General features: G+C 49.4%; 12 protein-coding genes and 2 tRNA genes. 8 read left to right on the top strand and 6 right to left on the bottom strand.

Annotation, left to right across the window (positions count from 1 at the left end; translation table 11 throughout):
• The 5 genes from hflK (at position 1) to ACO0LD_RS24855 (ending at position 5,316) form a co-directional block, all read left to right on the top strand.
• Complete coding sequence (gene hflK / locus ACO0LD_RS24875; RefSeq protein ID WP_423010970.1) at positions 1-1,275, top strand: FtsH protease activity modulator HflK; 1,275 nt, start codon at positions 1-3, stop codon at positions 1,273-1,275.
• Positions 1,275-2,177, top strand: a complete 903-nt coding sequence (gene hflC / locus ACO0LD_RS24870; RefSeq protein WP_423010968.1) for a protease modulator HflC — start codon at positions 1,275-1,277, stop codon at positions 2,175-2,177. The genes hflK and hflC overlap by 1 nt, the downstream gene beginning before the upstream one ends.
• Before the next feature lie 113 nt (positions 2,178-2,290).
• On the top strand, positions 2,291-3,442 hold the full coding sequence (locus ACO0LD_RS24865) for an ATP phosphoribosyltransferase regulatory subunit (RefSeq protein ID WP_423010966.1): 1,152 nt from the start codon (positions 2,291-2,293) through the stop codon (positions 3,440-3,442).
• Between the two features lie 3 nt (positions 3,443-3,445).
• Positions 3,446-4,759 carry an adenylosuccinate synthase gene (locus ACO0LD_RS24860; RefSeq protein WP_423010964.1) on the top strand — a complete coding sequence of 438 codons (1,314 nt, stop codon included), beginning with the start codon at positions 3,446-3,448 and terminating at the stop codon, positions 4,757-4,759.
• 23 nt (positions 4,760-4,782) lie between these two features.
• Positions 4,783-5,316: a phosphoribosyltransferase gene (locus ACO0LD_RS24855; protein ID WP_423011099.1), complete on the top strand. Its 534-nt coding sequence runs from the start codon at positions 4,783-4,785 to the stop codon at positions 5,314-5,316.
• Between the two features lie 238 nt (positions 5,317-5,554).
• On the opposite strand, the gene ACO0LD_RS24850 is transcribed toward ACO0LD_RS24855, so the two are convergent.
• Positions 5,555-5,639: transfer RNA gene (locus ACO0LD_RS24850), tRNA-Leu, on the bottom strand.
• Positions 5,640-5,842: 203 nt separating this feature from the next.
• A tRNA-Leu gene (locus ACO0LD_RS24845) sits at positions 5,843-5,927 on the bottom strand.
• Between the two features lie 159 nt (positions 5,928-6,086).
• Between ACO0LD_RS24845 and rnr the strand changes: the two genes are divergently transcribed.
• The 3 genes from rnr to cysE all read left to right on the top strand — a co-directional run bounded on the left by rnr (position 6,087) and on the right by cysE (position 10,211).
• Positions 6,087-8,582 carry a ribonuclease R gene (gene rnr, locus ACO0LD_RS24840; RefSeq protein ID WP_423010962.1) on the top strand — a complete coding sequence of 832 codons (2,496 nt, stop codon included), beginning with the start codon at positions 6,087-6,089 and terminating at the stop codon, positions 8,580-8,582.
• Positions 8,583-8,617: 35 nt separating this feature from the next.
• Positions 8,618-9,349, top strand: a complete 732-nt coding sequence (gene rlmB, locus ACO0LD_RS24835) for a 23S rRNA (guanosine(2251)-2'-O)-methyltransferase RlmB (RefSeq protein ID WP_423003757.1) — start codon at positions 8,618-8,620, stop codon at positions 9,347-9,349.
• Between the two features lie 115 nt (positions 9,350-9,464).
• Positions 9,465-10,211, top strand: coding sequence for a serine O-acetyltransferase (gene cysE / locus ACO0LD_RS24830; RefSeq protein ID WP_423010960.1), 747 nt, complete (start codon positions 9,465-9,467; stop codon positions 10,209-10,211).
• A gap of 20 nt (positions 10,212-10,231) precedes the next feature.
• Here cysE and ACO0LD_RS24825 read toward each other — a convergent pair whose 3' ends face one another.
• From ACO0LD_RS24825 to fliP, 4 genes are read right to left on the bottom strand one after another with little or no spacing between them, the layout of a single operon-like run.
• Complete coding sequence (locus tag ACO0LD_RS24825; RefSeq protein WP_423010958.1) at positions 10,232-11,785, bottom strand: NAD(P)H-hydrate dehydratase; 1,554 nt, start codon at positions 11,783-11,785, stop codon at positions 10,232-10,234.
• Positions 11,786-11,790: 5 nt separating this feature from the next.
• Positions 11,791-12,594 (bottom strand): flagellar biosynthetic protein FliR, encoded by an 804-nt coding sequence (gene fliR, locus ACO0LD_RS24820; protein WP_423010956.1) that lies wholly within the window; start codon positions 12,592-12,594, stop codon positions 11,791-11,793.
• A gap of 21 nt (positions 12,595-12,615) precedes the next feature.
• A complete protein-coding gene (gene fliQ / locus ACO0LD_RS24815; protein WP_162058734.1) occupies positions 12,616-12,885 on the bottom strand; it encodes a flagellar biosynthesis protein FliQ in 270 nt (89 codons plus the stop codon).
• An 8-nt stretch (positions 12,886-12,893) separates the two neighbouring features.
• The gene (gene fliP, locus ACO0LD_RS24810; RefSeq protein WP_423010954.1) at positions 12,894-13,661 is read right to left on the bottom strand and encodes a flagellar type III secretion system pore protein FliP; all 768 of its coding nucleotides are present in this window, start codon (positions 13,659-13,661) and stop codon (positions 12,894-12,896) included.
• Between the last annotated feature and the right edge of the window lie 7 nt (positions 13,662-13,668).

The raw sequence follows: 13,668 nt of genomic DNA, 5'->3' as shown, positions 1-13,668 counted from the left end.
ATGCTTGTTTCACTTCTCAAAAGAATTGGTTTGACCATGTCCATAAATGATCCGCAATGGGGGCGTGGTTCGCAGAACAATAACCAAAACAATAATAAACCAGACAATAAAAAACCGCCTGAAGGCCCGCCTGATCTTGATCAGTTGTGGAAAGACTTCACCCAAAAACTGGGGCGTTTGCTGGGACAAAATGGTGGCGATAACGGCGGCAATGGTGGTAATTTTTCACCAGACTCAGCAGGCGCTAAAATCGGTGCTTCCCTGATAGTTGCCGTGATTGCCCTGATGTGGTTATCCAGCGGCTTCTTCATCGTGCAAGAAGGTCAGACAGCTGTCATTACCACGTTTGGTAAATTCAGCCATCAGACGGCTGCTGGTTTTAACTGGCGTTGGCCTTACCCTATTCAGGGGCATGAGATAGTCAATCTGTCACAGGTCAGGACAGTAGAAATCGGCTACAAAAAGGGTTCCAAGGAACGCGAATCTTTGATGTTGACTGATGATGAAAATATCGTCGATATTCAATTTGCCGTTCAATATAAATTAAATAATGCTGCTGACTGGTTGTATAACAACCGCGATCAGGAAGAGATGATACGCCAGGTGGCTGAAGCCGTTGTCCGTGAGATTGTCGGCAAAAGCTCTATGGATTTTGTGTTGTATGAAGGCCGTGAAAAAATCGCCTTGGATGTGAATGCAGGAATGCAGAAAATTCTGGATGCTTATCGTTCGGGCGTGCAAGTCGCTCAGGTAACTATGCAAAATGTGCAAGCGCCTGAGCAAGTTCAGGCTGTTTTTGAAGATGCGCAAAAAGCCAAGCAAGATAAAGAGCGCCTGAAAAACGAAGGTATAGCTTACGCCAATGATGTGATTCCCAAGGCGCGAGGTGAAGCGTCTCGCATGATACAAGAGGCAGAAGGCTATAAAGCCAGTGTAGTTGCCAACGCTCAGGGTAGTGCATCGCGTTTCCAGCAAGTGCTGACCGAATATCAAAAAGCGCCGGCAATTACCAGAGACAGGTTGTATATGGAGGCTATGCAGCAAATATTCTCCAGCACCAGCAAAGTGATGGTGGACACCAAGACTGGCAATAACATGATTTATTTGCCTTTGGATAAGATGATTAATCAAGCTGATCAATCTGTAGTCAAGCCCGCTGCGCCAGCCCAATTGGCAGCACCTGCTGCGGAACAGATTCCTACTGTGGAAATGCGTTATGGTAAGGATGGAAGATCAAAAGATAATCGCGACACACGTGACAGGGAGGGCAGATAATGAATAAGTTAGCTACCTTCATCATTGCACTGTGTGCAGCAATTTTAGTTGCATACTCGACTATTTTTGTCGTTGATCAACGTTCACATGCCATCGTATTTGCTTTGGGTGAAGTCAAGTCTGTGATCAGCGAACCTGGTTTGCATTTCAAGTTGCCGCCACCATTCCAGAATGTGTTGTTTTTGGATAAGCGCATTTTGACTATTGACACCAATTCAGCAGATCGCTTCGTGACTTCTGAAAAGAAAAATATTCTGGTTGATTCTTATGTCAAATGGAGTATTAAAGACCCACGTCTGTATTACGTTAGTTTCAATGGCGAAGAACGCAGGGCGCAGGATAGAATGTCGCAAATCATCAAAGCTGCCTTGAATGATGAAATAACCAAGCGTAAAGTGGGTGAAGTAATCTCCACTCAGCGCGGTAAGGTCATGGATGCCATCAAGAAAAAAGTGTCTGATGAAACCAAGCATATTGGCGTTGAGATTATTGACGTTCGTCTCAAGCGTGTAGATTATGTCGAGCAGATAAATAACTCGGTTTATGATCGTATGAAGGCAGAACGTACCCGCGAAGCAAATGGCTTGCGTTCTACTGGCGCGGCAGAATCCGAAGAAATTCGTGCAGATGCTGACAAGCAAAGACTGGTGATCAAGGCAGAAGCTAACCGTGATGCGCAAAAAATACGCGGTGCGGGTGATGCAGAGGCATCGCAAATCTATGCACAAGCGTATAGTCAAAACCCAGAATTTTATAAATTCTATCGCAGTCTGGACGCGTATACGGCATCATTCAAGAGTAAGAATGATGTTTTGGTAGTAGACCCAAATTCTGAGTTCTTTAAATATTTTAAGGGGCCGTCCTCAGTAAGTGGTAATAGCCCGGCAGTAAAGGGTAAGTAGTACCCCACTATATGTTGTGATTGTAGCGACGACAGCGATCTGCACAAATTTTGTGCAGATCGCTGTTTGTCGGATAGACTAAATTAATTTCTTGTTTTTTTTGATTGTTCTTCATGCCGAATTGGCTTTTACCTGAAAATATTGCTGACATCTTGCCATCGGAAGCACGCAAGATAGAAGAGTTGCGCCGTGTATTGCTGGATAATTTTAGATTGTATGGCTACGAGCTGGTTATGCCTCCCATGCTGGAATACATAGAATCCCTGCTGACTGGAGCTGGTCAGGACATGGATTTGCGTACCTTCAAACTGGTGGATCAACTCTCTGGGCGCACCATGGGTCTGCGTGCTGATATGACCACGCAAGTGGCCCGTATTGATGCCCATCTGTTAAACCGCCGTACAGTGACCCGTCTTTGCTACGCAGGTAGCGTCTTGCATACCAAGCCATCTGGCTTGCATGCGACGCGTGAGCCCTTGCAAATCGGCGCGGAAATCTATGGCCATGCTGGCCTGGAAGCAGATGCTGAAATTCAAGAGCTGGTATTGGCTTGCCTGGCCCTGGCGCATGTCAAAGATGTCAGGCTCGATATGTGCCACGTTGGTGTTTTACGTGCCTTATTGGCGGCTGACCCATTGGCCAAGGCGGAAGAAAATACCCTGTATGCCTTGCTTGAAGCGAAAGACTTGCCTAGCATCGACAAGCTCAGCCAGGATTTTTCTCCTGAAGTGCGAGCGGCATTGATGGCTTTGCCAGGTTTATATGGTGATATTTCTATTATTCAAAAAGCGCGTACTGTATTGCCGGCATTCGAAGGCATACAAACAGCGCTGGATGAGCTTGAGCATCTGGTGCGTTTGACAGGCACGGCCCATGTCACGATAGACCTCGCTGATTTGCGTGGCTACCACTATCATAGCGGTGTGATGTTCAATGTATTTGTACCTGGTTTGCCAAATGCGGTTGCACGGGGTGGTCGTTATGATCATGTGGGTGAGGCTTTTGGCCGCTCACGCCCGGCGACCGGATTTTCTCTGGATTTGCGTGAACTGGCGCGTCTGCTACCTTCTGCCGAGAGAAAAGACGCAATCCGCGCTCCCTGGGGCAGTGATCCCGCCTTACGGGAAAAAATCGCCGCATTGCGTGGCGAAGGCGAAATTGTGATTCAAAGTCTGCCAGGACACGAGAACGAACAAGACGAATTTGACTGCAATCGCGCACTCATTTTCGATGCGGGTAAATGGATTCTTCAAAATGTAGGTTGAGTGATGACACAAACTAAAATTGCAAAAAACGTGGTCGTAATCGGTACCCAGTGGGGCGATGAAGGCAAGGGGAAAATCGTTGACTGGTTGACGGATCACGCTCAAGGCGTCGTGCGCTTTCAGGGTGGACACAATGCTGGTCATACGCTGGTTATTGGTGGGCAGAAGACAGCCTTGCAACTGATACCATCAGGCATCATGCGTGCTGGTACGGCATGCTATATCGGTAATGGCGTGGTCTTGTCTGTGCCTGATCTCTTGCGTGAAATTGACAAGCTGCAAGCAAATGGCGTTGAAGTTGCTTCCCGTCTCAAGATTTCAGAAGCCTGCCCGGTCATTTTGCCGTATCACACTGCCCTTGATGCGGCGCGCGAAATAGCCCGTGGCGCTGCCAAGATCGGCACTACCGGTAAAGGTATAGGCCCGGCCTATGAAGACAAAGTTGCCCGTCGCGCGATCCGTGTAGCTGATTTGCTCAATGAAGAGCGTTTTGCTGAAAAGCTGCGTGATAATCTGGATTACCACAATTTTGTGCTCACCAATTATCTGAAAGCGCCAGCAGTTGAATTCCAAAAAACCCTGGATGACACGCTAGCCAATGTGCCGCGTATCCGTCCTATGGTGGCAGACGTTTCCAGCGCCTTGTATGCTGCGCATAAGGCAGGTGCCAGCCTTTTGTTTGAAGGTGCACAAGGCAGTTTGCTGGACGTCGATCATGGTACTTACCCATTCGTTACTTCCAGTAATTGCGTAGCTGGCAATGCAGCTGCAGGCTCTGGTGTTGGTCCGAATATGTTGCATTACATTCTGGGTATCACCAAGGCTTACACAACGCGTGTGGGTTCTGGTCCATTCCCGTCTGAATTGCCAACTGATGCAGGAGTAGGCAAGCATCTGGCCAGTGTTGGTCATGAGTTTGGTACAGTCACCGGCCGTGCCCGTCGTTGCGGCTGGTTTGATGCCGCCTTGTTGAAGCGCTCTGTGCAAATCAATGGCGTGTCTGGCATGTGCCTGACCAAACTGGACGTGCTGGATGGTCTGGAAACATTGAAGCTGTGTACCGGTTATAAAGTTGATGGCAAAGTTGTTGATATCTTCCCGGTCGGCGCTGAAGAAGCGGCTCGCTGTGAAGCCATCTATGAAGAAATGCCAGGCTGGTCTGATAGTACAGTCGGCGCGCAAAGCATGGATGCCTTGCCAGTCAATGCCCGCAATTACATCATGCGTATTCAGGAGCTGGTTGGTGTTCCTGTCGATATGGTCTCAACCGGACCAGATCGCGAAGAAACCATCGTGTTAAGGCACCCGTTTATCTAAGAAGGAAAAATAAAAATATGAATATGCCTGCATCTACAGACAAGGACTTATGGGTTTCCTGGGAAGCCTATCATCGTTCCATCGAGCAGCTTGCATTGAAAGTGCATGAGTCTGGCTGGAAGTTTGACCAAGTGCTTTGCCTCGCCCGTGGCGGCTTACGTCCTGGCGATATTTTCTCCAGAATTTTTGATGTGCCTCTGGCGATTTTGTCGACCAGCTCATATCGCGAAGAATCAGGCACAGTGCAGGGTTCTCTGGACATAGGAAAGTATATTTCCATGACCAAGGGCGCACTGCAAGGTAAAGTCCTGGTGGTTGATGACCTGGTTGACTCTGGTGTCACACTGGAAAAAGTGCTCGTGCATTTGCGTGAAAACTTCCCTGCGGTGACTGAAGTAAAGTCAGCAGTGATCTGGTACAAGGCATGTTCATCAGTAGCTCCAGACTATTATCTGGACTATCTGGCAAACAATCCCTGGATACATCAGCCTTTCGAAGAATACGACAGTATCAGACCGCATCAGTTGAATGCCTGGTTGAAAAAGGGCGCAGCATAATTGCTAGTCAAAAAACGGAAGCTATTTGCTTCCGTTTTTTTTGGCGGTGGTGTGCCAGCATGGCACCACTGGCAGCTTTTTATCGGTCCGTGTATCGTGCTTACTCTGGCCTTGCAAGCGACCCTCGAATGAGAATGCAGTACTATGATACGGAGCGTGATGCAGAGCGTGCGAATGAGAAAATCTGAAGTGGAATTGAAAAAGCCCGCTGATTTTCATCAGCGGGCTCTCAAATTTGTGGTGCCCACGGAGGGACTCGAACCCCCACACCCGAAGGCACATGGACCTGAACCATGCGCGTCTACCAATTCCGCCACGTGGGCAACGGAAGGCGTAATTATAGAGTATCTGACTGGTTTTGGGGAAATATTTTTGAATGCGATTGGAGTGGGGCAGGGGTGTGCAGCAGTATCATTACAACAAACAAGTGATGATATGGAAAGGAGTGGTTTCTTGCATATACTTGCAAAAGTGAATCCGGAATTGAAAAAGCCCGCTGATTTTCATCAGCGGGCTCTCAAATTTGTGGTGCCCACGGAGGGACTCGAACCCCCACACCCGAAGGCACATGGACCTGAACCATGCGCGTCTACCAATTCCGCCACGTGGGCAACGAAGAACAAGATTATAAATTAATCCAGGCATTTGTCAAGATGAGCTACCTAGCCAATACAAGAATTGTTAGGCGAAAGAGGTTTGCTACAGTAAACTATGGCCTGATAAGATTTTGGCGTAAGCCAAATTAACTTTTTTAAGAAAAAATACAAAATTTGAACAAGCATTCATACCCCATCCCCAGTCGCGAAGAGATACTGGGTGTTCTACGTACTAACACGGCAAAAATGACAGCGACTGCGATTGCAGAGGTGCTGTCAGTGAAACCTGAGGAGTTAGATGGCATGACACGACGATTAAACGCGATGGAAAGAGATGGGCAAGTCAAAGTAGATAAAGGTGGAAATTATTCCATCGCCAATCAAGATAATTTCATCAGCGGCAAAGTCAGCAGTCATCGCGAAGGCTATGGTTTCCTGATTCCTGATGATGGCAGTGAAGACCTGTTTCTGCCTGAGCGCGAAATGCAAAAGGTCTTGCATGGTGACCGCGTCATGGCCCGTGTAGTCGGTACTGACAGACGTGGCCGGTTGGAAGGTGGCATTCTTGAGATACTGGACAGAGCCAATACCCATGTTATTGGCCGCCTTCTCAATGAAAACGGCGTCTGGATAGTCGCGCCTGAAGACAAGCGCTTCAGCCAGGATATCTTACTCACTGGTGCACCAGGCAAAGCCAAGGCTGGCCAGGTTGTCAGCGTCGAATTGACTGAGCAGCCAACCCGTTATGCTCAGCCAGTCGGCAAGATCGTTGAAATACTGGGTGATGTTGATGACCCTGGTATGGAAATCGAAATCGCCGTCAGAAAATTTGGCGTGCCACATGAATTTTCTGAAGCAGTAAAAAAAGCTGCGGCCAAATTACCTTCAGAAGTCAGGGATAGTGATCTGACAGATCGCGTAGATCTGCGCGATATCCCGCTGGTGACGATAGATGGCGAAGACGCCCGCGATTTTGATGATGCCGTTTACTGTGAGCCGGTCAAGATAGGCCGCAGCAAAGGCCACAGGCTGATCGTTGCGATTGCCGACGTCAGTCATTATGTCAGCCCCAATGATGCGCTCGATGAAGAGGCATTGTTGCGCAGTACTTCGGTGTATTTCCCACGCCGGGTCATACCTATGCTGCCAGAACGTCTGTCGAATGGCCTGTGCTCGCTTAATCCTGATGTCGATCGCCTGACGCTGGTTTGCGATATGGTGATTACGCAGGATGGCGAAGTCACGGCTTACCAGTTTTATCCAGCAGTTATCCATTCTGCCGCGCGTTTCACCTACACCGAAGTGGCAGCCATACTCGGCAATACCAAAGGGCCGGAAGCTGCCAAGCGCCTGACTCTGGTGCCGCATCTCTTGCATTTGTATGAGGTATTCCAGTCTTTATTGAAGGCCCGCCAGGTGCGTGGTGCCATCGACTTTGAAACGACAGAAACTTATATCGTTTGCAACCCTGCTGGCAAGATAGAAAAGATATTGCCGCGTACACGCAATGATGCGCATAAGCTGATTGAAGAATGCATGCTGGCAGCCAATGTCTGTGCAGCAAATTTGCTGGAAACTTATAAACATCCAGGCACTTACCGCATCCATGCCGGCCCGACCAAAGAGAAGCTGACCCAGGTCAGAAATTTCCTGAAGCAAGTTGGTCTGTTCCTTGGTGGTGGTGATAAGCCAGCAGCATCTGACTATGCCGAGTTGATGAAGAAGGTCAAAGGCAGGCCAGACGCAACGCTCTTGCAAACCATGTTATTGCGCTCCATGCAGCAAGCGGTTTACAGCCCGGACAATATCGGCCATTTTGGTTTGTCTTACGACGCCTATGCCCACTTTACCAGCCCGATACGCCGTTATCCCGATTTGCTGACGCATAGAGCCATCAAGGCTATTTTGCAGGGTCGCAAATACGAGCCCAAGGGTATAGATCTGACGCTCTTGAATACTTCAGTATCGAATGCCACCAGAAAACAGCAGATTGCTGACAAGGCAGCTGGCAAGAAAAAAGAAGAAAAAGAACAGACAATCTGGGATGCGCTCGGTGTCCACTGTTCTGCCAATGAGCGTCGTGCTGACGAAGCATCACGTGATGTGGAAGCCTGGCTCAAGTGCTATTTCATACGCAACAAGGTCGGCGAAGAATTCACAGGCATGATCACCGGTGTGACACAGTTTGGTATCTTTGTTCAGCTGGATGAAATTTTCATCGAAGGGCTGGTGCATGTGACTGAATTGGGCGCGGATTACTTCCAGTATGACGAGGCACGCCATGAGTTGCGCGGCGAACGTACCGGCAAACGCTATCAGTTGACAGACAAAGTTACAGTGCAAGTCAGCCGTGTTGACCTGGACGCCCGCAAGATAGATTTGGCCATAGTCCAGGCCGTGTCGCCACGCTCTGCAGGTTTGGTGGATGCTCGTGGTGCAGCTACGAATGAGAAAAATCGCAAGGGTGCTGCCAGTGCCAAGAAAGCGCTGCTGGTTCCTGAAGAAAAAGCCGTGGCAAATTATGACAGAGGCGGTAAAGCCGCCCCGGCCAAGAAAGTGAAAGAAGAAAGTTTTTCTGGTGGACGTCGCCAGAAATCTTCGCCTGCTGCTGTCAGTGCAAAGAAAAAAGCACCAGCTGCTGCCGGTAAGTCAGCGAAGAAAAGACGTTAGTACCTTAAAGAAAAGCATGTAAAGAAAAGAATGAAATGAAAAGTAAAATGATTTTTGGTTTCCATGCGGTGACCTCCCGGATCCGTCATGAAGCCTCTTCCGTCGAAGAAATCTATGTAGATTCTTCCCGCGTTGATGGTCGTATGAAAGACCTGTTGCAGGCAGCAAAAGCTGCTGGTGTGCGCATCATCCCGGCGGATGATCAGCGCCTCAGCAACATCGTCGGCACGCGTCGCCATCAGGGCGTAGTAGCGAAGGCCAGTGAATTGTCACTGGCACGCAATCTTGATGAATTGCTGGATGCGATTGATGGCCCGCCTTTGTTGCTGGTGCTGGATGGTATTACTGATCCGCATAATCTCGGAGCCTGCCTGCGGGTGGCTGACGGCGCGGGTGCGCATGCAGTTATCGCGCCTAAGGACAGGGCAGTGGGCTTGAATGCAACAGCCGCCAAGGTCGCAAGTGGTGCTGCTGAAACAGTGCCATATATCACCGTCACCAATCTGGCGCGTACTCTGCGTGAATTGAAGGATCGGGATATCTGGCTGGTCGGTACTACAGATGAAGTGGAAAAAAATATCTACGATGTCGATTTCAAAGTTGGTTGCGCCATCGTCATGGGCTCTGAAGGTGAGGGCATGCGCCGCCTGACCCGCGAAACCTGCGATATGCTGGTCAGTGTCCCCATGTTCGGTTCTGTAGAAAGCCTGAATGTCTCCGTGGCTTCGGGTGTTTGTCTATACGAAGCCCGCCGTCAACGTCTGTAAGCCATAGTTTCTGTAAGCCTGTAGCGTCCGGTGCCCGGTGATTTGGGTAGCGGACGCAGCTTTTTCAGAAATGCGCTACTATCTTATTCCCCTCCGTCATAACCATATAAATTCCATGTTTGACCGCCTGAGAGAAGATATAGCCAGTATTATCAAGAAAGATCCTGCCGCCCGTAATGCCTGGGAGGTGATCACTTGTTATCCTGGCTTTCAGGCTATCCTCATGCATGGCTGGGCGCAATGGTGCTGGAAACGTGGCTTGAAATGGCTAGGCCGCTTCATCTCCCATATTGCCCGCGTACTGACCGGCATAGAAATTCATCCTGGTGCGACCATAGGCCGCAGGGTGTTCATTGACCATGGCTTTGGTGTGGTGATTGGTGAAACGGCAGAAATCGGTGATGACTGTACCATCTACCAGGGCGTGACTCTGGGTGGTACTTCCTTGTCGCGAGGCGCAAAACGTCACCCTACACTGGAAGCAGGTGTTATTGTCGGTGCTGGTGCCAAGGTGCTGGGTGGTTTTACGATAGGCGCTGGTGCCAAGATAGGTTCAAATTCTGTCGTGCTCAAACCTGTGCCTGCTGGTGGTACGGCAGTTGGTAATCCTGCTCACGTCATCAAAAAAGAAGTCGCCTCGGCAGATTCAGAAACCGCGCATTTATTCACTGCTTATGGCGTGACTCAAAACAGTGACGACCCGATTTCCAAAGTCTTGCATAAGCTGATTGATCATGCTGCTGCACAGCAAGAGCAGATAGAAAAACTGTCCGCAGCTTTGGCGCAATCCGGCATCGTCTGTGATGCGTCATCGGAAGTGGAAAAACTGATTCCTGAGCAGATTAATAGCCTGGTTGATTAAGTCTCGAATGGGAGACTGGATCAGTTGCTGGTGATCGCTTGATAGGCCAATTGATTAATACTGGATCTGATCTCTGGTAATAACTCGCTGGCGGTCAAACCTATCGGACCTGTTCCGCGTGCAACCAGTTCGTCAGCTGCATGACCGTGTACCCATGCAGCAATCCTGGCAGCATCCATGCTGTTGCAAGCCTGCGCTAGCAAAGCACCTGCCACACCTGCCAGTACATCACCCGTGCCACCGCTGGCCAGGGCTGGGTTGCCCGTCGTATTGACGAGCAGACTCCCATCTGGATTACAAATAATACTGCCAGAACCCTTGAGTATGATCACCGCATTGAATTGCTGCGCCAGTGCATGTGCTGCCTGCGGGCGATTGTTTTGTATATCAGCCACGTTCTTGTTTAGCAATCTGGCCGCTTCCAGTGGATGTGGCGTGAGTATGCATGGGGTATTTCTGCTGAATAATAAGGCCTGCAATTTAGTGTCTGCGGCGATCAGGTTCAAGGCATCGGCATCGATGACGAGCGCCTGCGCAGTTTGAATCGCACTGACGAGTAAAGCATAGGCACTGGCCGATGTTCCCAAGCCAGGACCAATGACGACAGTTGCACCTGTCAAACTTTCTTCGCCAAGCTTGCGAAACATTATTTCCGGATGCAGACTGTCGTAAGCGGGTGCTTCTGCCAACATGCTGCAATAAGTCCGTCCCGCACCTGAGTATTGCGCAGCCCTGGCAGCGAGTATGGCGGCACCGGCCATTCCCATGGCACCTCCAAGTATCACGACATCGCCAAAACTGCCTTTGTGGCTGTTTTGCTTGCGTGGTGTCAGTGCGCGTAACAGGGACGTGCATTCATTCAAATGGCTGCGGCATTTTGGGAAAAAATCTTCAGGAATATCCAGTTGATTGACAGTGACCTTGCCCGTATAGTCTTTACCTGATCCTGTATGCAGACCAGTTTTATTGGCTATGAAAGTGATGGTGTGAGTGGCTTTAATAACCGCGCTGTTGGGGCTAACAGGCTGCCCAGTATCGGCATTCAAGCCACTGGGTACATCAATTGCCAGGACCGGGATTGCCTGTTCAACTGCGAGATTGTTGATTAGTTCTATCAGTCTGGCGATTTCGGACTCAGGTGTCCGCTTCAAACCTATGCCGAACAAACCGTCGATGACCAGACTCCAGTCTCGTGACGTAGCTGACGTATCATTGATCAACGCGCCCGGTTCTATAAACTCCAGCCCTGTATCTTTCGCTCTTTGCAGTGCCGCTTGCGCATCTTGAGAGTATTTCTCAATTTTCCCGCACATGATGCAAGCAACTTTATACCCTTGCCTGGCTAACTGATATCCCGCTTCATAAGCATCTCCGCCATTATTGCCAGGACCAGCCAAAATCAGTATTGGGACTTGTTTGCTCGCGCCAATTTTGATCGCCAACTCTGCAGCGGCCAGGCCAGCTATTTGCATGAGCGTGGCCTCACTCTGATGGGCAAGTCCGAGAGCCTCTATTTCACGTATCTGTTCTACGCTATACAGTCTGGCTTCATGAGTAAATGCCTGATGCAACATGGATTTTATCTCTTGACCGGGATGGGTAATGAGGCAGGCTGGCCTAGTGACTGCATCATTTCTATGCCACTCTGAAACAGATTTTGTAGCGGTAATAGCAGATAAGGCATGATCAGGGCCAGCATCAAAAAACCTACGCCTATCGTAATAGGGAAGCCGATACCAAACAAATTCAATTGCGGTGCAGCCCGCGTCAATATACCCAGGGCGACGTTGGTTACCAGCAGGGCGGCGACGATGGGTAATGAAAGATGCATGCCTACACTGAATATTTGTTCACCCCAAATCGCCAATTTTTGATAATTGAGACCAGACTGATAAGTGGTGGTGATCGGGATCGTATGAAAACTTTCAACTAAAGCCGCCAGCATGGAAAGATGCACATTCAACGTCAGCATCAGCAAGGTAGAAGTCAGTACCAGGAATTGTGCTACAGCCGAAGAGCGACCTTGAGTTTGTGGATCAAAGAAAGTGGCAAAACCCAGACCCATGGTCAGGCCAGAAACCTCGCCGGCCATTTCTATGGCTGAAAAAACCACGCGCATCACAAAGCCCATCCCCAATCCTATGATGAGCTGTTGCGCCAGCACCAAAACGCCATTCAGAGAAACGGGATCAAGATCAGAGATGGCAGGCAGGGTAGGGGCGACAATCAATGATAAAACCACGCCCAGGGCGATTTTGATTTGCACCGGAACAGTATTATTTCCAAACGGTGGTGCCACCGCGATCAGGCCCAGTATCCTGGTCAGGGGCCAGATAAAGGAATTGATCAGCGCAATCAGCTCATTGCTGGAAAAGGAAATCATAGAATTGCGATGTAACGCAAATCAGGCTGCCATGGTGGCGATGCTGGAAAACATTTGACGCATATAGTCCATCAAGATGGAAAGCATCCACGGCCCTGCAATGATGAGGGTGACAAAGATGCCTATCAACTTTGGAATAAAGGACAGGGTGGTTTCATTAATCTGTGTTGCTGCCTGAAAGATACTGACTATCAAGCCGATTCCCAGCGCCACCAGCAATAAGGGGGCAGACACCATTAAGGTGACTTCCATGGCCTGGCGGCCTAATGTCATTACGCTATCTGGTGTCATGGTGAACCTCAGTAAAAACTTTGTGCAAGTGAACCTATCAATAATTGCCAGCCATCCACCAATACGAATAGCATGAGCTTGAATGGCAGCGACACAATCGCAGGTGACACCATCATCATACCCATGGACATCAGCACGCTGGCAACCACCATATCGATGATGAGGAAGGGAATAAAGATGGCAAAACTGATTTGAAAAGCGGTTTTCAATTCACTGGTAATAAAGGCCGGTATCAAAATCCGCAAAGGCACATCCTCTGGCCCTTGCAGCTCAGGGGTATTGGATAATTTGACATACAGGGCCAGATCTGTTTGCCGGGTTTGTTTCATCATGAATTGTTTCAGGGGTGTCGCCCCTTTATCCATGGCAACCTGCATGGTGATCTTGTTTTCAGTGAAGGGTTGATAGGCTTCAGCGTAAATTTTGTCAAACACCGGCCCCATGACAAATAGGGTCAAAAACAGTGACAGGCCTATCATCACCTGATTTGGCGGGGCAGACTGGGTACCCAGAGCTTGCCTGAGTAAAGACAAGACGATAATGATGCGGGTAAAGCTGGTCATCATCAGCAGGGCTGCAGGCAAAAAACTTAATGCTGTCAGGAACAGCAGCGTCTGTATGCTGAGTGAGTAGTTTTGACCGCCACCGGGTGCTGGTGTACTGGTAATGGCTTGCAAGCCACCGTTGGCCTGGGCCATGGCTGCTTCAGGCAGGGCCAGTCCACACAGTAAAATTGCCAGGCAGGTGAATGGCAGATGAGAGCGCAAAATTTTCATGCAATGT

Source organism: Undibacterium sp. Ji83W, assembly GCF_049340385.1.
Classification (GTDB): domain Bacteria; phylum Pseudomonadota; class Gammaproteobacteria; order Burkholderiales; family Burkholderiaceae_D; genus Undibacterium.
Note: the sequence above shows the minus strand (reverse complement) of the source record. Positions and strands in the feature narration are given on the sequence as shown.